The organism is Mycobacterium sp. MYCO198283 (assembly GCF_021213805.1).
Taxonomy (GTDB): Bacteria; Actinomycetota; Actinomycetes; order Mycobacteriales; family Mycobacteriaceae; genus Mycobacterium.
On the sequence record NZ_JAJQJI010000002.1, the window covers coordinates 27,693 to 45,342 of the forward strand.

Here is a 17,650-nt window from a genome sequence, read left to right on the forward strand (position 1 = left end):
CGATGGGCCTGGAGGAACAGCTGCCCGGCGGCATCCTGCTCTCGACGCTGGAGAAGGTGGCGGGCTACGTGCGCGCCGGGTCGCTGTGGCCGGCGACGTTCGGGCTGGCGTGCTGCGCGATCGAGATGATGGCCACCGCCGGGCCGCGGTTCGACATCGCCCGGTTCGGCATGGAGCGGTTCTCCGCCACACCCCGACAGGCCGACCTCATGATCGTCGCGGGCCGGGTCAGCCAGAAGATGGCGCCGGTGCTGCGCCAGGTCTACGACCAGATGGCCGAGCCGAAATGGGTGCTGGCCATGGGGGTCTGCGCGTCGTCGGGCGGGATGTTCAACAACTACGCGGTGGTGCAGGGCGTCGACCACGTGGTGCCGGTGGACATCTACCTCCCGGGTTGTCCGCCGCGGCCGGAGATGCTGCTGAACGCAATCCTCAAGCTGCACGCCAAGATCCAGGAGATGCCGCTGGGCGTCAACCGCTCGGAGGCAATCGCCGCCGCGGAGGCAGCCGCGTTGGCGGCCCCGGCGACCATCCCGCTGACGGGGCTGCTCCGACCGTGACCGAGGCGCCCGACACCGCGACCGACGCCGAGGTGATCGGCGTGCGCCGGGGCATGTTCGGCGCCACCGGCAGCGGTGACACGTCCGGCTACGGCCGGCTGGTGCGGGAGGTCGCGCTGCCGGGCAGCTCACCGCGGCCCTACGGCGGCTACTTCGACGACGTCGTGGACGCACTCGGCGAGGCGCTGGGCGCCGAGGTGTTCGCTGCCGCCGTGGAACGTGTGGTCGTCTTCCGCGGCGAGCTGACGCTGCACGTCCGGCGCGGGCACCTGGTCGAGGCCGCCCGCACGCTGCGCGATGCGCTGCGATTCGAGCTGTGCCTCGGGGTGTCCGGCGTGCACTACCCCGACGAATCCGACCGCGAATTGCACGCCGTGTATCCGCTGATGTCGATCACGCACAACCGGCGTCTCCGGCTCGAGGTGGCGGTGCCGGACGCCGATCCGCATGTGCCGTCGCTGTTTTCGGTGTACCCGACCACCGACTGGCACGAGCGGGAGACCTACGACTTCTTCGGCATCGTCTTCGACGGGCATCCGGCGCTGGCGCGCATCGAGATGCCCGACGACTGGGTGGGACATCCGCAGCGCAAGGACTATCCGCTTGGCGGCATCCCGGTCGAGTACCACGGCGCGTCGGTGCCGCCGCCGGACGAGCGACGGGCTTACCGCTGATGGGCGCCGACACCGTCGTCATGGTCGGCGGCCAGGACTGGGACACCGTGGTCGCCGCGGCGGCCGAGTCCGGTGCCGGCGAACGCATCGTCGTGAACATGGGCCCGCAGCACCCGTCCACCCATGGCGTGCTGCGGCTCATCCTGGAAATCGACGGCGAGACCATCACGCAGGCGCGCTGCGGAATCGGCTACCTGCACACCGGAATCGAGAAGAACCTCGAATACCGGAACTGGACGCAGGGCGTCACCTTCGTCACGCGCATGGACTATCTGTCGCCGTTTTTCAACGAGACGGCCTACTGCCTCGGTGTGGAGAAACTCCTCGGCGTCACCGACGAGATCCCGGAGCGCGCCACGGTGATCCGGGTGTTGCTGATGGAGCTGAACCGGATCTCCAGCCACCTCGTCGCGCTGGCGACCGGCGGCATGGAACTCGGCGCGATGTCGGCGATGTTCTTCGGGTTCCGCGAGCGCGAGGCGGTGCTGAGTGTGTTCGAGACCATCACCGGCCTGCGGATGAACCACGCCTACATCCGCCCCGGCGGCCTGGCGGCGGATCTGCCGGACGAGGCGATACCGCAGCTTCGCGAACTGCTGCGCACCATGCCCGGCCGGCTGCGCGACCTCGAAGACCTGTTGCGGGAGAACTACATCTGGAAGGCGCGCACCCGAGACGTCGGCTACCTCGATCTCGCGGGCTGCATGGCGCTGGGCGTCACCGGGCCGGTGCTGCGCTCCACCGGGCTGCCGCACGACCTGCGGCGCGCTCAACCGTACTGCGGCTACGAGCACTACGAGTTCGACGTGATCACCGACGACGGCTGCGACTCCTACGGCCGCTACCTGATCCGCGTGCTGGAGATGCGCGAGTCGCTGAAGATCGTCGAGCAGTGTCTCGACCGGCTTGCGCCGGGGCCGGTGATGATCGCCGACGGCAAGCTCGCGTGGCCGGCCGACCTGACATTGGGCCCCGACGGCCTGGGCAATTCGCCAGAACACGTCGCCAAGATCATGGGCGGGTCGATGGAGGCGCTGATCCACCACTTCAAGATCGTCACCGAGGGCATCCGGGTGCCGGCGGGGCAGGTATACGTCGCGGTCGAATCGCCGCGCGGCGAGCTCGGGGTCCACCTGGTCAGCGACGGCGGCACGCGGCCGTACCGGGTGCACTTCCGCGATCCGTCGTTCACGAATCTGCAAGCGGTGGCGGCGATGTGCGAGGGCGGCATGGTCGCCGACGCCATCGCGGCGGTCGCGTCGATCGACCCGGTGATGGGTGGGGTGGACAGGTGAGTGTCCCGCTGACGCTCGGGCCGCGGCCCGACGAACCGACGCCGCCGATCACGGCCGGACCGCGGCGCTACCCCGAGGACGTGACGGCGCGGCTGCGCGAGGAGGCGGGCGCGATCATCGCCCGCTATCCCCGCGCGCGGTCGGCTCTGCTCCCGCTGCTGCACCTGGTGCAAGGCGAGGACGGCTATCTCACCCCGGCCGGGATCGCTTTCTGCGCAACGGAATTGGACCTGTCACCCGCCGAGGTGACGGCCGTCGCGACGTTCTACTCCATGTACCGCCGCACCCCGACGGGCGAATACCTCGTCGGCGTCTGTACCACCACGCTGTGCGCGGTGATGGGCGGCGACGCCGTCCTCGAAGCGCTGGAGAACCACCTGGGCATCGCCGTGGGCGGCACCACCGACGACGGGATGGTGACGCTCGAGCACGTCGAGTGCAATGCCGCCTGCGACTACGCGCCGGTGGTGATGGTGAACTGGGAGTTCTTCGACAACCAGAATCCCGCCACGGCGCGGCAACTGGTCGACGACCTGCGCGCCGGCAACCCGGTGGCGCCCACCCGAGGCTCGGCGCTGTGCACGTTCCGGCAGACCGCCCGGGTGCTCGCGGGGATCGTCGCGCCCGCGGACACCGCGTGGCAACCCGGCGGCCCGACCGTCGCCGGGCTCGATGTCGCCCGCGCGCAGGGGATGTCGGCGCCGCGGACCGACCAGCCGCCGCAGCCGCGCGACGAGCCGGTCGCGTCGGCCGCCGATGCGGTACGCGACCAGCGCGCTCCGGCACCGTCGGAGCAGGTGCCGCCGAACGGGAACGGGCAGCGCTGATGGCGACTTCGCTGACGCCGGTGCTCAGCCGCTACTGGGACGACCCGGACTCGGCGGCGCTCGACACCTATCGCCGCCACGGTGGTTACCGCGCGCTCGACACAGCGCTGGCCATGGCGCCCGACGACGTCATCGCGCTGGTGAAGGAGGCGGGTCTGCGCGGCCGGGGCGGTGCGGGCTTCCCGACGGGACAGAAGTGGTCCTTCATCCCGCAAGGAGATTCCGGCGCGGCGGCCAAGCCGCACTACCTGGTGGTGAATGCCGACGAATCCGAACCCGGGACGTGCAAGGACATCCCGCTCATGATGGCCACGCCGCACGCGCTGGTCGAGGGCGCGATCATCGCCGCGTACGCGATCCGGGCGCACCACGCGTTCATCTATCTGCGGGGCGAGGTGGTGTCGGTGCTGCGGCGGCTGCAGATCGCGGTGGCCGAGGCGTACGCCGCGGGCTATCTGGGCCGCGACATCGGCGGCTCGGGCTTCGACCTCGAGCTGGTGGTGCACGCCGGTGCCGGCGCCTACATCTGCGGCGAGGAGACCGCCCTGCTCGATTCGCTGGAGGGCCGCCGCGGCCAACCCCGGCTGCGACCGCCGTTCCCCGCGGTCGCCGGGCTGTACGCCTGCCCGACCGTGGTCAACAACGTCGAGTCCATCGCCAGCGTGCCGCCGATCGTGCGCCACGGCGTCGACTGGTTCCGGTCGATGGGCAGCGAGAAGTCGCCGGGGTTCACGCTGTACTCGCTGTCGGGGCACGTCACCCGGCCCGGCCAGTACGAGGCGCCGCTGGGCATCACGCTGCGCGAGCTGCTCGACCACGCCGGCGGCGTGCGGGCCGGCCACCAGCTCAAGTTCTGGACGCCGGGCGGGTCGTCGACGCCGCTGCTGACCGCCGAACACCTCGACGTGCCGCTCGACTACGAGGGCGTGGCCGCCGCGGGGTCGATGCTCGGCACCAAGGCGCTGCAGATCTTCGACGAGACCACCTGTGTGGTGCGGGCGGTGCGGCGGTGGACGCAGTTCTACGCCCACGAGTCGTGCGGCAAGTGCACGCCGTGCCGCGAGGGCACGTACTGGCTCACCCAGATCTACGCCCGGCTCGAATCGGGTGAGGCGTCGGCGGCGGATCTCGACACGCTGCTCGACGTGTCAAACGCCATCCTCGGCAAGTCGTTCTGCGCGCTCGGCGACGGCGCCGCGAGCCCTATCGTCTCGTCCGTCACATACTTCCGCGACGAGTACCTCGCCCACCTCGACGGCGGGTGCCCATTCGACCCGTACGCCTCGATGCTCGGCGAGGAGGTGGCGCACGCATGACGCTCGCCGAGGAGGACACCGGCGTCGAGCTGGTGTCGCTGTCCATCGACGGCCACCGGATCAGCGTCCCGAAGGGCACGTTGGTGATCCGGGCCGCCGAGCTGATGGGCGTCTCCATCCCGCGGTTCTGCGACCATCCCCTGCTCGAGCCCGTCGGCGCCTGCCGGCAGTGCCTGGTGGAGGTCGAGGGTCAGCGCAAACCGCTGGCGTCGTGCACCACGACGGTCACCCCGGACATGGTGGTGCGCACCCAACTCACCTCGGAGATCGCCGACCGGGCGCAGCGCGGAGTGATGGAGTTGCTGCTGATCAACCATCCGCTCGACTGTCCGGTGTGCGACAAGGGCGGCGAGTGCCCGCTGCAGAACCAGGCGATGTCCCACGGCCGCAGCGACTCCCGCTTCACCGACGTCAAGCGCACCTTCCCCAAGCCGATCAACCTGTCGTCGCAGGTGCTGCTCGACCGCGAGCGCTGCGTGCTGTGCGCGCGGTGCACCCGGTTTGCGAACCAGATCGCCGGCGACCCGTTCATCGAGCTGCTGGAACGCGGTGCCCTACAACAGGTCGGCATCGCGGGCACCGAGCCGTTCGACTCCTACTTCTCGGGCAACACCGTGCAGATCTGCCCCGTCGGGGCGCTGACCGGGACCGCCTACCGGTTCCGGGCCAGGCCGTTCGATCTGGTGTCGACGCCGAGCGTCTGCGAGCACTGCGCCTCGGGCTGCCCGCAGCGCACCGACCACCGCCGCGGAAAGGTGCTGCGCCGGCTCGCAGGTGACGACCCCGAGGTCAACGAGGAGTGGAACTGCGACAAGGGCCGCTGGGCGTTCGCCTACGCCGGCCTGGGCGACCGGATCACCACGCCGCTCATCCGGGACCGCGACGGCGGCCAGCGGCCGGCGTCGTGGTCGGAGGCGGTGGCGGTCGCGGTGCGGGGGCTGGCCGCGGCGGTGGGTCGCGCCGGGGTGCTGGTCGGCGGCCGCGCCACGCTCGAGGACGCCTACGCCTACGCCAAGTTCGCCCGAGTCGTGCTGCGCAGCAACGACATCGACATGCGCAGCCGCGCCGCCGGCGACGAGGAGGCGCAGTTCCTGGCCGCCGCGGTGGCGGGCCGTCCCATGGCGGTGACGTACGCCGACGTGGAGCGTGCGCCCGCGGTGCTGCTCGCTGGGTTGGAGCCGGAGGACGAGTCGCCGATCGTATTCCTGCGGCTGCGGAAAGCGGTGCGGCGCAACGGGCTTCGCGTGCTGTCGGTGGCGCCGTTCGCGAGCCTCGGGCTGACGAAGCTGGCGGGCACCCTGATCGCCGCGCTGCCGGGCGGGGAGGCCGCCGCCATCGACGCGCTGTCCGGCGAGCCGGCATTGTCGGCAGCCGGGGCGGTGATCCTCGCCGGTGAGCGGTTGGCCACCAGCCCCGGCGCGCTGTCGGCGGTGCTGCGGCTGGCCTCGGCGACGGGCGCGCGGGTGGCCTGGGTGCCGCGGCGGGCCGGCGAGCGGGGCGCGCTGGAGGCCGGCGCGCTGCCGAACCTGCTGCCCGGCGGACGGCCGGTGACCGATGCGGCCGCGCGGGCGCACGTGGCCGCCGCCTGGCACGTCGACGAGCTGCCGGCCGGCATGGGACGCGACACCGCAGGCATCCTTACCGCCGCGGCGGACGGAACGCTGGGCGCGCTGCTCGTCGGCGGCGTGGAACTCGACGACCTGCCCGACCCCGCCGCGGCCGCGGCCGCGCTGGACGCCGCGCCGTTCGTCGTCAGCCTCGAGCTGCGACGCAGCGCCGTCACCGACCGCGCCGACGTCGTCTTCCCGGTCGCCCCCGTGACCGAGAAGGCCGGCACTTTCCTTGACTGGGAGGGGCGACCGCGTCGGTTCGAGGCGGCGCTGCCGCCGAACGCCACCGCCGACGCCCGGGTGCTGGCGGCGCTGGCCGACGAGGCCGGCGTCGACCTGGGCCTGCGGGACGCCGCCGGCGCCCGCGCGGAGCTCGCGGCGCTGGGCACCTGGGCCGGAACGCGCGCGCCGGCGCCCGAGATGCCGGCGGCCGAGCCGCCCGCGGCCGGTCCCGGCGAGGCGCTGCTGGCGACGTGGCGGCTGCTGCTCGACCGCGGCCGGCTGCAGGACGGCGAACCGCACCTGGCGGGGACGGCGCGCCCCGCGGTGGCCCGGCTGTCGGCAGCCACGGCCGCCGAGATCGGCGCCGTCGAGACCGTCACCGTCAGCACGGCGCACGGCTCGTTGACGCTGCCGCTGCAGATCACCGCGATGCCCGACCGCGTGGTGTGGGTGCCGGGCAATTCGCCGGGCTCGTCGGTGTATCCGGTGCTGCGGGCGACGGCAGGCGCGGTCGTGCGCGTCAGCTCCGGGAGCCCGTCGTGACCTATCCCGACCTTTCGGCGTTCGGCCGCGACCCGTGGTGGCTGCTGTTGGCCAAGGCCGTCGCCGTATTCGCGTTCTGCCTGCTGACGGTCCTGGTGGCGATCCTCATCGAGCGAAAAGTGCTCGGGCGCATGCAGATGCGGTACGGGCCGAACCGGGTGGGCCCCCACGGCCTGCTGCAGAGCCTCGCCGACGGGGTGAAGCTGGCGCTCAAGGAGGGCCTCATTCCCGCGGGGGTCGACAAGCCCATCTACCTGCTGGCGCCGGTCATCTCGGTGATCCCGGCGATCATGGCGTTCGCGGTGATCCCGTTCGGGCCGATGGTCAGCGTGTTCGGGCACTCGACGCCGCTGCAGCTGACCGATCTGCCGGTCGCGGTGCTCTACATCCTGGCGGTCACCTCGATCGGCGTGTACGGCATCGTGCTCGCCGGCTGGGCGTCGGGCTCCACCTATCCGCTGCTGGGCGGACTGCGGTCCAGTGCGCAGGTGATCTCCTACGAGATCGCGATGGGGTTGTGCTTCGCGGCGGTGTTCCTCTACGCGGGCAACATGTCGACGTCGGGCATCGTGGCCGCGCAGCGACACCTCTGGTACGTCGTGCTGCTGCTGCCGTCGTTCCTCATCTACCTCACGTCGATGGTCGGTGAGACCAACCGCGCGCCGTTCGACCTACCCGAAGCCGAGGGCGAACTGGTCGGCGGCTTCCACACCGAATACTCGTCGCTGAAGTTCGCGATGTTCATGCTCGCCGAATACGTCAACATGACCACGGTCTCGGCGCTGGCGACCACGCTGTTCCTCGGCGGCTGGCAGGCGCCGTGGCCGCTGAGCCTGTGGGACGGCGCCAACTCCGGCTGGTGGCCGGTGCTGTGGTTCCTGGTCAAGGTGTGGGGTTTCCTGTTCCTGTTCTTCTGGCTGCGCGCCACGCTGCCGCGGCTGCGCTACGACCAGTTCATGGCGCTGGGCTGGAAGGTGCTCATCCCGGCGTCGCTGGTGTGGATCATGACCGTCGCGGTCGTGAAGACGCTGCGCGCCCAGGGCTACGACCGCTGGTCGGTGGTCTTCCTGCTCGCCGGGGTGGCGCTGGCGGCAGCACTCGCGGCGTATCTGGCGAAAGCGTTGCGGCGCAGCACCATTAAGCCCCCGCCCGTGCGCGCAGACTTCCCCACGCCGCCGCTGCCTACCCCGCCCACGACCACGACCACCACCACCACCACCAAGGAGCCCGCCGATGTCTAGGTTGCGCGACGCGCTGGCGGGGTTCGGCGTCACGTTCACGACGATGTTCAAACGCCCGATCACCGAGCAGTATCCGGACGTCAAGCCGCCCACCGCGCCCCGCTACCACGGCCGCCACCAGCTGAACCGCTACGCCGACGGGCTCGAGAAGTGCATCGGCTGCGAATTGTGCGCCTGGGCGTGCCCGGCCGACGCCATCTACGTCGAAGGCGCCGACAACACCGACGCCGAGCGCTACTCCCCCGGTGAGCGCTACGGCCGCGTCTACCAGATCAACTACCTGCGCTGCATCGGCTGCGGATTGTGCATCGAGGCATGTCCCACCCGCGCGCTCACCATGACCAACGACTACGAGCTCGCCGACGACAACCGCGCCGATCTGATCTACGGCAAGGACGAGCTGCTCGCCCCGCTGCAGCCGGGCATGACCGCGCCGCCGCACCCCATGGCCGAGGGCAGCGTCGACGAGGACTACTACCGCGGCGCCATCAGCGCCGACGGGCTGACCGTGCGCCCGGAGGCGGCGCGATGACCGCGACGATGCTCGCCGCCGACGCGGCGACGCGCACGTCGACCGCGGAGGCGGTGGCGTTCTGGGTGCTCGCCGCGATCGCGGTCACCGCCGCCATCGGCGTCGTCGCCGCCCCGAAGGCCGTCTACTCGGCGCTTTGCCTGGCGTCCGGCATGATCGCGCTCGCGGTGCTCTACATCGCGCAGGATGCGCTGTTCCTCGGCGTGGTGCAGGTGGTCGTCTACACCGGCGCGGTGATGATGCTGTTCCTGTTCGTGCTCATGCTGGTGGGCGTCGACAGCTCGGACTCGCTCGTCGAGACCATCCGCGGTCAGCGGGTGGCCGCCGTCGTCGCCGGCGTCGGCTTCGGGCTGCTGCTCGTCGCCGGCATCGGCACGATGTCGACCGCCGGCTTCACCGCCGGGCCCGGCGACGCCAACGGTGGAGACAACGTCGAAGGGCTCGCGGCGCTGATCTTCACCCGCTACCTGTGGGCGTTCGAGGTGACCAGCGCGCTGCTCATCACCGCCGCGCTCGGCGCCATGGTGCTCGCCCACCGCGAGCGCTTCGACCGGCCCAAGACGCAGCGCGAGCTCGCGGTCGAGCGGTTCGCCGCGGGCGGCCATCCGACACCGCTGCCCGCACCGGGCGTGTACGCCCGCCGCAACGCGGTCGACACCCCTGCCCGGCTGCCCGACGGCAGCGACGCCCCGCTGTCGGTGAGCGCGACGCTGCGGCCCCGCCCCGCCGCCGAGGCGGACGGTCACCGGCCGTGAATCCCCAGAACTATCTCTACCTGTCGGCGCTGCTGTTTTGCATCGGCGCCGCCGGAGTGCTGTTGCGGCGCAACGCCATCGTCATGTTCATGTGCGTCGAGCTGATGCTCAACGCCGCCAACCTCGCGTTCGTCACGGGCGCCCGGCTGCACGGCGAGCTCGACGGCCAGGTCGTCGCGTTCTTCACGATGGTGGTCGCCGCCTGCGAAGTGGTCGTCGGGCTCGCGATCATCATGAGCATCTTTCGCACCCGCCGCTCCGCTTCGGTGGACGACGCCAACCTGCTGAAGCACTGACATGACCGGACTGCTCTGGCCGCTGCTCGCGCTGCCCGCCGCGGGCGCGGCGGTCCTGCTGCTGGGCGGCCGGCGCACCGACCGCTGGGGGCACCGGCTGGGCTGCGCGGCCGCACTCGGCGCGTTCGTCGTCGGCGCCGTGCTGTTCGCCGAGCTGCTGGGCCGCCCCGCCGAGGGCCGGGTGATCGACCAGCGGCTCTTGCGCTGGGTGCCGGTCGCGCAACTGCAGGTCGACTTCGGGTTGCGTCTCGACGCGCTGTCGGTGTGCTTCGTGTTGCTGATCACCGGTGTCGGATCGCTGATCCACCTCTACTCGGTCGGCTATATGAGAGAAGACGCCGGTCGCCGACGGTTCTTCGCCTACCTCAACCTGTTCCTCGCGGCGATGCTGCTGCTGGTGCTCGCCGACAACTTCCTCGGCCTGTACCTCGGGTGGGAGGGCGTCGGCCTGGCGTCGTACCTGCTGATCGGCTTCTGGTCGCATAAACCGTCGGCGGCCACCGCCGCGAAGAAGGCGTTCGTGGTCAACCGCGTCGGCGACATCGGCCTGGCGGTCGCGTTGATGGTGATGTTCGCCGCGGTCGGAAGTGTCAGCTTCAGCGGTGTGTTCGGCGCGGCGCCGGCGATGGACGAGGGCACGCTGAACCTGCTCGGGCTGCTGTTGCTGCTGGCGGCGTGCGGCAAGTCGGCGCAGGTGCCGCTGCAATCATGGCTGGGCGACGCGATGGAGGGCCCCACACCGGTCTCCGCGCTGATCCACGCCGCAACCATGGTCACCGCGGGCGTGTACCTGATCGTGCGCTCCGGCCCCGTCTTCGATCTGGCGCCGGTGGCGCAGCTCGCCGTGGTGACCGTCGGGGCGGTGACGTTGCTGTTCGGCGCAATCGTCGGCTGCGCGAAAGACGACATCAAGAAGGCGCTTGCGGCGTCCACGATGTCGCAGATCGGCTACATGGTGCTGGCCGCCGGTCTCGGCCCGGCCGGCTACGCCGTGGCGATCATGCACCTGCTGACCCACGGCTTCTTCAAGGCCGGGCTGTTCCTGGGCGCCGGCTCGGTGATGCACGCGATGGCCGACGACACCGACATGCGCCGCTACGGCGACCTGCGCCGGGTGCTGCCGGTGACCTTCGCGACGTTCGGGCTCGGCTATCTGGCGATCATCGGCGTACCGCCGTTCGCGGGCTTCTTCTCCAAGGACGCCATCATCGAAACCGCCTTCGCCGCGGGCGGAGTCAAGGGCTGGCTGCTGGGCGGGGCGGCGTTGGTCGGCGCCGGGCTCACCGCCTTTTACATGACGCGGGTGATGCTGCTGACCTTCTTCGGCGACCGCCGTTGGGACACGCACCACCATCCCCACGAGGCGCCGGCCATCATGACCTGGCCGATGATCCTGCTGGCCGTCGGCTCGGTGGCCGCCGGCGGGGCGCTGGCGGTCGGCGGCACGCTGTCGCACTGGCTGGAACCCGTGGTGGGCAGCGCCGAGAGCCACCCGACGATCCCGGTATGGGCGATGACGGTGGTGACGCTGAGCGTCGTGGCGGTCGGCGTGATCGTCGCCTACCGCGCCTACGCCGCCCGCCCGGTGCCAAAGACCGCGCCGACCGACGTGTCGGCGGTGACGGTGGCGGCGCGGCGAGACCTCTACGGCGACACGGTCAACGAGCAGGTGTTCATGCGACCGGGCCAACGCCTCACCGCCGGTCTGGTGACCTTCGACGACCGCGGGATAGACGGCGTCGCCACCGGGTTGGCGGCCCTCGTCGGACGCGGGTCGGACTGCCTGCGGCAGCTGCAAACCGGGTTCGCGCGGTCCTACGCGCTGGCGATGCTCGCGGGCACGGTGCTGGTGGTCGGCGCGCTGGTGGCGGTGGGCACGTGGTGAGCGGCATCGGCTGGCTCAGCGCGCTGTGGGCGGTGCCGCTCGCGGGCGCGGTCGTCGTCATCGGGCTGCCCGCCGCCGCGCGGCGCCTGGCGCGCTACGCCGGGCTGGCGGTCTCGGTCGTGGTGCTGGCGATTGCGGTGCTGCTCGCGGTGCGCTTCGACCCGGCCGGCCCGCAGTACCAGTTCGTCGAGGACCTGCCGTGGATCCCGTCGTTCGGCACCGGCTACCGCCTCGGCATCGACGGCATCGCGTTGGCGCTGGTCGTGCTGACCGCCGTGCTGGTGCCGCTGCTGCTGATCGCCGGCTGGCGCGACGGCGGCGAGCGCGCCCGCTCGGTTCACGGCTACGTCGCGCTGATCCTCGCGGTCGAGGGCATGGTGCTCATCTCGCTGACGGCGCTCGACGTGCTGCTGTTCTACGTGTTCTTCGAGGCGATGCTCATCCCGATGTACTTCCTGATCGGCGGCTACGGGTGGTCGGCGTCGCGCGACCGTTCCAAGGCGGCGGTGACGTTCCTGCTGTACAACCTGTTCGGCGGTCTCGTCATGCTCGCCGCGGTCATCGGGCTCTACGTCGTGACCGCCGGCAGCGACGCCTTCACCGCCGGCACGTTCGACGTCCGCGCCATCGTCGCGGCGGTGCGGAGCGGGCAGCTCGCGATCGACCCGGCCGTGGCGAACCTGCTGTTCTGCGGGTTCCTGTTCGCGTTCGCGATCAAGGCGCCGCTGTGGCCGTTCCACCGCTGGCTGCCCGACGCCGCCGTGGAAGCCACCCCGGCGACCGCGGTGCTGATGATGGCCGTCGTCGACAAGGTCGGCACCTTCGGCATGCTGCGCTACTGCCTGCAGCTCTTTCCCGACGCCGCGACGACCTTCCGGCCGCTGGTGATCACGCTCGCCGTGATCGGCATCCTCTACGGCGCGGTCGTCGCGATCGGCCAGACCGATGTGATGCGGCTGATCGCCTACACGTCGATCTCGCACTTCGGGTTCATCATCCTCGGCATCTTCGTCATGACCAGCCAGGGCCAGGCCGGCTCGACGCTGTACATGGTCAACCACGGCATCTCCACCGCGGCGCTGTTCCTGATCGCCGGATTCCTGGTATCGCAACGGGGATCGCGGGCGATCAGCGCCTTCGGCGGTGTCCAACAGGTGGCGCCGGTGCTGGCCGGCACCTTTCTCGTCGCGGGCCTGGCCACGCTGTCGCTGCCCGGCCTCGCGCCGTTCATCAGCGAATTCCTGGTGCTCATCGGCACGTTCACGCGCTATCCCGCGGTCGCCGTGGTCGCCGCCGGCGCACTGGTGCTGTCCGCCGTGTACATCCTGTGGCTGTACCAGCGGATGATGACCGGACCCGTCGCCGACGGCAACGAGCGGCTACATGACCTGCGGCCCCGCGAGATGGCCGTCGTCGCACCGCTGCTCGCGCTGCTGCTGGTGCTCGGGCTCTATCCGAAGGTCGCGCTCGACGTCATCGACCCCGCGGTCGGCCACACCATGACCACCGTCGACATGACCGACCCGCCGCCCCGGATCGCCCAGGAGGGTCGCTGATGCCGATACCGGCGCCCAGTGTCGAATACGGCTGGCTGTCACCGATGCTCATCGTCTTCGGCGCCGCGGTCGCCGGGGTGCTCGTCGAGGCGTTCGCGCCGCGCCGCCGCCGCTACGCCGCCCAGCTGGTGCTGAGCGTGGGGGCGCTCGCGGCGGCGCTCGCCGCGGTCGTCGTCCTCGGCACCCGGCTCGACGGCTCAGCCGGCACGCTGGCGGCGATGGGCGCGGTGGCCATCGACGCGCCGGCGCTCTACCTGCAGGGCACCGTGGCATTGCTCGGTGTCCTCGGGGTGCTGCTGGTGGCCGAGCGGCTGCCCGTGCCCGAAACCGCGGGCGCCGCCGCGTATTCCGGCGGCCTCGATGCCTTCGCCCCGCAGGCGGCGACCGTCGCGGGCAGCGTCGTCGAGAAGGAGGCCACCCGCAGCGGCGTCATGCAGACCGAGGTGTTCCCGCTGCTGCTGTTCGCCGTCGGCGGCATGATGCTGTTCGGCGCCACCGACGACTTGCTGACGATGTTCATCGCGCTGGAGGTCCTGTCGTTGCCGCTCTATCTGCTGTGCGGGCTGGCGCGGCGGCGGCGGCTCATCTCGCAGGAGGCGTCGCTCAAGTACTTCCTGCTCGGCGCGTTCGCGTCGGCGTTCTTCCTCTTCGGCATCGCGCTGCTCTACGCCTACGCCGGCACGCTGACCCTGCGCGGACTGCGGGACGCGCTGACCGCCGACCCGCCCCCACTCGCGCTGATCGGGGTGGCGCTGCTGCTCGTCGGGCCGCTGTTCAAAGTCGGTGCGGTGCCGTTCCATTCGTGGATCCCGGACGTGTACCAGGGGGCGCCCACCCCGGTCACGGCGTTCATGGCCGCCGCCACGAAGGTTGCGGCGTTCGGTGCGCTGCTGCGGATCTGCTTCGTCGCGCTGCCGGGGGTGGCCGCCGACTGGCGGCCGCTGCTGTGGGCCGTCGCGATTGCCACGATGCTCGTCGGGACGGTCACCGCTGTCACCCAGACCGACGTCAAGCGCATGCTCGCCTACTCGGCCGTCGCGCACGCGGGCTTCATCCTGACCGGTGTGATCGCCGCGAACGATGCGGGGCTCGCGGCGACCCTGTTCTATCTCCTCGCCTACGGGCTCTCGACGCTCGGCTCGTTCGCCCTGGTGGGGCTGGTCCGCGACGACGCGGGACGCGAGGACACCGCGTTGGCCCGCTGGGCCGGTCTCGGCCGGTCCTATCCGGTGACGGGCGTGGTCTTCTCGTTGTTTTTGCTGGCGTTCGCCGGTATCCCGCTCACCAGCGGCTTCGTCAGCAAGTTCGCGGTGTTCAAGGCGGCCGGTGAGGGCGGCGCGCTGCCCCTGGTGGTGGTCGGCGTGATCGCCAGCGCCGTGGCCGCCTACTTCTATGTGCGGGTGATCGTGCTGATGTTCTTCACCGACCCGCCCGCCGACGGGCCCGCGGTGATCACCCCGAGCCCGCTGACGATCACCGCGATCGGTGCGACGGCCGTCGTCACCTTTGTGCTGGGCGCCCTGCCGCAGCCGCTGCTCGACCTCGTCGACGCCGCGACGCCCTTCGTCGGCTGATCCTTACATCCGCGCCAGGCGGGCCGATGCGAAGCTGAACGCGCCGTACGCGACGAAGCCGAGCGCGGCGAGCACCAGGAACGCCTTGCCCCACGACGTTTGGCCCAGCAGTTTCACCGCGACGTCGAGCCCGGCGGCCTGCGCGGGATCGGATCGCAGTGTGGCGAGGATGACGAGCACCCCCACCCCGCCGATCGCGATGCCGCGCGCCACGTAGCCCGTCACGCCGAGCGGGACGACGACCGGCCCGCCCTGCACCGTGAGGTCGTGGACGAACGTCCGTGCCACGCCCTTGTACACGTGGTAGCCGCCGATCACGACGATCAGCGCGCCGAGCCCGATCAACGCGATCCGGCCGGCGCCGGATTGCATCAGCCGCGCGCTGAGCCCGGCGTTCTGCGCTCCGGCCGACGTGCCGCCGCCCATCGCGAATTGGGCCGCCGACCAGGCCAGCGCGAAGTACACCGCCGCCAGCCCGGCCGCCTTCAGCCGTTCGAATGCGCGTCGATCGTCGGCCCGCTGGTCGTTCGGATGGGTGCCCGTCACGATCTCGGCGGCCCGGAACAGCCCGATCGCGGCGAACGCCGCACAGGTGGCCCACAGCATGGCCGCGCCGCCGCGCCCGGCGGCCATCGTGGCCAGCGCACCCGACTGGTCTGCGCTCGGCAGGCTCCGGTCGGCCGAGATGGTCAGCCGGACCACGATGTAGGCGAGCAACAGGTGCAGCACCCCGGTGGCGAGGTAGCCGGCGCGGGCGGCCACCCGGAACGCGCGGTTGCCCGCGGCGCGATCCATCGCGCCGTCGACGTCTCCGACGGTCACAGCCACGCGCAGTCCTCGGACACCACGGCCGTCTTGTCGACCGGCGACGTCGGGCAGACGCTAGAACCCGCGGCCCGGCGACGGGCCCTCCGGCGGCTGCCCGTACTGGCCCTGCTGGCCGTACTGGCCCTGCTGGCCGTACTGCGGAGGCTGCCCGTACTGACCGCCGCCTTGGCCATATTGGGGAGGCTGGCCGTACTGACCGCCCTGGTCGTACTGCGGAGGCTGGCCGTACTGACCGCCGCCCGGCTGGCCGTAGGGATCGGGCGAACCGCCGTAGCCGGGTGCCGTGCCCGGCGACTGCTGCTGCGGCGGCTGCGCCTGCTGCGACGGCAGCGCGTACGACGCCGTCGACGCCTGCCCGGCCGGCATGCCGGTGGGCGGGGTCTCGCCGCGCTGCGATTTCACCTGCTCGCGGATCTTGCGGCTCTCGTCTTCTGCCTGGTCGAGGTAGCGCTCCCACCGGTCCTGCATCGGCTTGATGAGCCCGCCGCCGACACCGACGATCAAGATGCCACCGACGGTCCCGAGCACCGCGATCAGCACCGGCAGCGTCACCGTCACCGCCACCCCGATCTGGTTCAGCGCCGCGATGATGCCGAGCCCGAGGATGAAGACGCTGGCGATGTTCGCGAGCAACTTGCCGTAGGAGAGCCCACTCAGCACGTTCGACACCAGGTCGCGCACCGCGGCGGCGATGGCCGCCGCCACCACCACGATGATGAGCGCGACGAACAACTTGGGCAGGAAGGCGATCACGCCGGTGATCAGGTCGCTGATGGCGTTCGGCCCGAAGACACCGAACGCCAGCTGCAGCACGAAGAGCAGCAGCGCGTAGTAGACGATCTTGCTGGCGATGTCCGACGCGTCGTACTGGCTCTTGGCCAGCGCCCGCCGCACGCCGCCGCGCTCCACCGCGCGGTCGAATCCCACGCGCTCGAGCACCTTGTCGATCGCCTTCGCCAGCACCTTGGCGACGATCCAGCCGATGATGAGGATGACGAGGAAGGCGACGAGCTTGGGCGCGAACGTCGCGACCGACGACCACATGTCTCGTAGGGCGTCTCGCATGATGACTCTCCTTTGAGTACACCCGGCCGGAGCCGGCCAATGGATACGAAGCGGCTACCCGGATTGACGGCGAGGAAACCGCTCGCGCGGACAGCCGGTCAGCAAGCCCGACCGGCCGGTCAGCGCCGTCGGATCAAGCCGACGACGCGGCGGCCGCTCACATTCCCGCAGCGGTCCGGCCCGCTCGGGCGCCATGCCCGCGATGCCCGCCTCGCCGCGACTGGCCGGCGCGCACCGCACGGTGCGGTCATGTCGCCACGCCGTGCACGACGATCGCGGAGGTCTGGTCCACCCAGGCGTCGTCGAGCGCCACGTCCGGCCGCAGCAGCAGCCGCAACATCGTGGCGCCGCCGACGATCTCGACGAGCCGATCGGGGTCGACGTCGGCGTGCACCTCGCCGCGCGCGATCGCATCGCGGATGCGGACGTCCACCGCCGCGAACAGTTCGGTGAAGCGCGCCATCACCCGGGCGTTCAGGTGGGCGTCGGCGGCCATGTCGGCGACCAGCCCGGGTAACGCCGCGCGGACCACGGGGCTGGTGAACACGTCGCGGGCGGCGGCGATCATCGCGCGGATGTCCGCGGCGATGTCCCCGGCGGGCATGGCGAGCGCGGTCGGCGCGGCGGGGAACGCCGCCTCGTGCACCAGCTCCGCCTTGCCCGACCACCGGCGGTAGAGCGCCGTCTTCGTGGTGCCGGCACGCTCGGCGATCGCCGCCATCGTCAGGTTCGCGTAGCCGATCTCGACAAGCAGATCCGCCGTCGCGCGGAGTATGGCAGCGTCGATGCGCGGGTCCCGGGGCCGCCCGGCGGTCGAGGCCTTGTCAACCGAAATCACGTCTGCTTTCATAACGCTACCCACCGTATCGTA

General features: G+C 71.2%; 16 protein-coding genes and 1 pseudogene. 13 read left to right on the forward strand and 4 right to left on the reverse strand.

Translation table 11 applies throughout. The features are described from left to right. The first annotated feature begins 2 nt into the window (after positions 1-2). Genes LV457_RS04315 through nuoN form a run of 13 tightly spaced genes read left to right on the forward strand, consistent with a single transcriptional unit; the run spans position 3 to position 14,886 of the window. Positions 3-560: an NADH-quinone oxidoreductase subunit B family protein gene (locus LV457_RS04315; RefSeq protein WP_232169291.1), complete on the forward strand. Its 558-nt coding sequence runs from the start codon at positions 3-5 to the stop codon at positions 558-560. Next, positions 557-1,234: an NADH-quinone oxidoreductase subunit C gene (locus tag LV457_RS04320; RefSeq protein ID WP_374198727.1), complete on the forward strand. Its 678-nt coding sequence runs from the start codon at positions 557-559 to the stop codon at positions 1,232-1,234. The genes LV457_RS04315 and LV457_RS04320 overlap by 4 nt, the downstream gene beginning before the upstream one ends. Beyond that, positions 1,234-2,529: an NADH dehydrogenase (quinone) subunit D gene (gene nuoD, locus LV457_RS04325; protein WP_232169292.1), complete on the forward strand. Its 1,296-nt coding sequence runs from the start codon at positions 1,234-1,236 to the stop codon at positions 2,527-2,529. Before LV457_RS04320 ends, nuoD begins: the two co-directional genes overlap by 1 nt. Next, entirely contained in the window at positions 2,526-3,356 is an 831-nt protein-coding gene (gene nuoE / locus LV457_RS04330; RefSeq protein WP_232169294.1) for an NADH-quinone oxidoreductase subunit NuoE, read from the forward strand. The genes nuoD and nuoE overlap by 4 nt, the downstream gene beginning before the upstream one ends. Then, positions 3,356-4,672: an NADH-quinone oxidoreductase subunit NuoF gene (gene nuoF, locus LV457_RS04335; protein ID WP_232169295.1), complete on the forward strand. Its 1,317-nt coding sequence runs from the start codon at positions 3,356-3,358 to the stop codon at positions 4,670-4,672. Before nuoE ends, nuoF begins: the two co-directional genes overlap by 1 nt. After that, positions 4,669-7,047: an NADH-quinone oxidoreductase subunit G gene (locus LV457_RS04340; RefSeq protein WP_232169297.1), complete on the forward strand. Its 2,379-nt coding sequence runs from the start codon at positions 4,669-4,671 to the stop codon at positions 7,045-7,047. Before nuoF ends, LV457_RS04340 begins: the two co-directional genes overlap by 4 nt. Further along, entirely contained in the window at positions 7,044-8,288 is a 1,245-nt protein-coding gene (nuoH, locus tag LV457_RS04345; protein WP_232169299.1) for an NADH-quinone oxidoreductase subunit NuoH, read from the forward strand. Before LV457_RS04340 ends, nuoH begins: the two co-directional genes overlap by 4 nt. Beyond that, positions 8,281-8,820 (forward strand): NADH-quinone oxidoreductase subunit NuoI, encoded by a 540-nt coding sequence (gene nuoI / locus LV457_RS04350; RefSeq protein WP_232169300.1) that lies wholly within the window; start codon positions 8,281-8,283, stop codon positions 8,818-8,820. The genes nuoH and nuoI overlap by 8 nt, the downstream gene beginning before the upstream one ends. Next, positions 8,817-9,575, forward strand: a complete 759-nt coding sequence (locus tag LV457_RS04355) for an NADH-quinone oxidoreductase subunit J (protein ID WP_232169301.1) — start codon at positions 8,817-8,819, stop codon at positions 9,573-9,575. Before nuoI ends, LV457_RS04355 begins: the two co-directional genes overlap by 4 nt. Further along, the gene (gene nuoK, locus LV457_RS04360; protein WP_232169302.1) at positions 9,572-9,871 is read left to right on the forward strand and encodes an NADH-quinone oxidoreductase subunit NuoK; all 300 of its coding nucleotides are present in this window, start codon (positions 9,572-9,574) and stop codon (positions 9,869-9,871) included. Before LV457_RS04355 ends, nuoK begins: the two co-directional genes overlap by 4 nt. 1 nt (position 9,872) lies before the next feature. Beyond that, positions 9,873-11,756 carry an NADH-quinone oxidoreductase subunit L gene (gene nuoL / locus LV457_RS04365; protein ID WP_232169303.1) on the forward strand — a complete coding sequence of 628 codons (1,884 nt, stop codon included), beginning with the start codon at positions 9,873-9,875 and terminating at the stop codon, positions 11,754-11,756. Next, positions 11,753-13,312, forward strand: coding sequence for an NADH-quinone oxidoreductase subunit M (locus LV457_RS04370; protein WP_374198745.1), 1,560 nt, complete (start codon positions 11,753-11,755; stop codon positions 13,310-13,312). Before nuoL ends, LV457_RS04370 begins: the two co-directional genes overlap by 4 nt. After that, positions 13,312-14,886, forward strand: coding sequence for an NADH-quinone oxidoreductase subunit NuoN (gene nuoN, locus LV457_RS04375; protein WP_232169305.1), 1,575 nt, complete (start codon positions 13,312-13,314; stop codon positions 14,884-14,886). Before LV457_RS04370 ends, nuoN begins: the two co-directional genes overlap by 1 nt. Before the next feature lie 3 nt (positions 14,887-14,889). On the opposite strand, the gene LV457_RS04380 is transcribed toward nuoN, so the two are convergent. The 4 genes and pseudogenes from LV457_RS04380 to LV457_RS04395 all read right to left on the reverse strand — a co-directional run bounded on the left by LV457_RS04380 (position 14,890) and on the right by LV457_RS04395 (position 17,629). Beyond that, on the reverse strand, positions 14,890-15,714 hold the full coding sequence (locus tag LV457_RS04380; protein WP_232169306.1) for a DUF1206 domain-containing protein: 825 nt from the start codon (positions 15,712-15,714) through the stop codon (positions 14,890-14,892). A 54-nt stretch (positions 15,715-15,768) separates the two neighbouring features. Then, positions 15,769-16,779 (reverse strand): hypothetical protein, encoded by a 1,011-nt coding sequence (locus LV457_RS04385; protein WP_232169307.1) that lies wholly within the window; start codon positions 16,777-16,779, stop codon positions 15,769-15,771. 153 nt (positions 16,780-16,932) lie between these two features. Further along, positions 16,933-17,025, reverse strand: a pseudogene (locus LV457_RS04390) (PIG-L family deacetylase); the annotation flags it as partial. Between the two features lies 1 nt (position 17,026). After that, a complete protein-coding gene (locus LV457_RS04395; protein ID WP_232169309.1) occupies positions 17,027-17,629 on the reverse strand; it encodes a TetR/AcrR family transcriptional regulator in 603 nt (200 codons plus the stop codon). Positions 17,630-17,650: the final 21 nt, after the last annotated feature.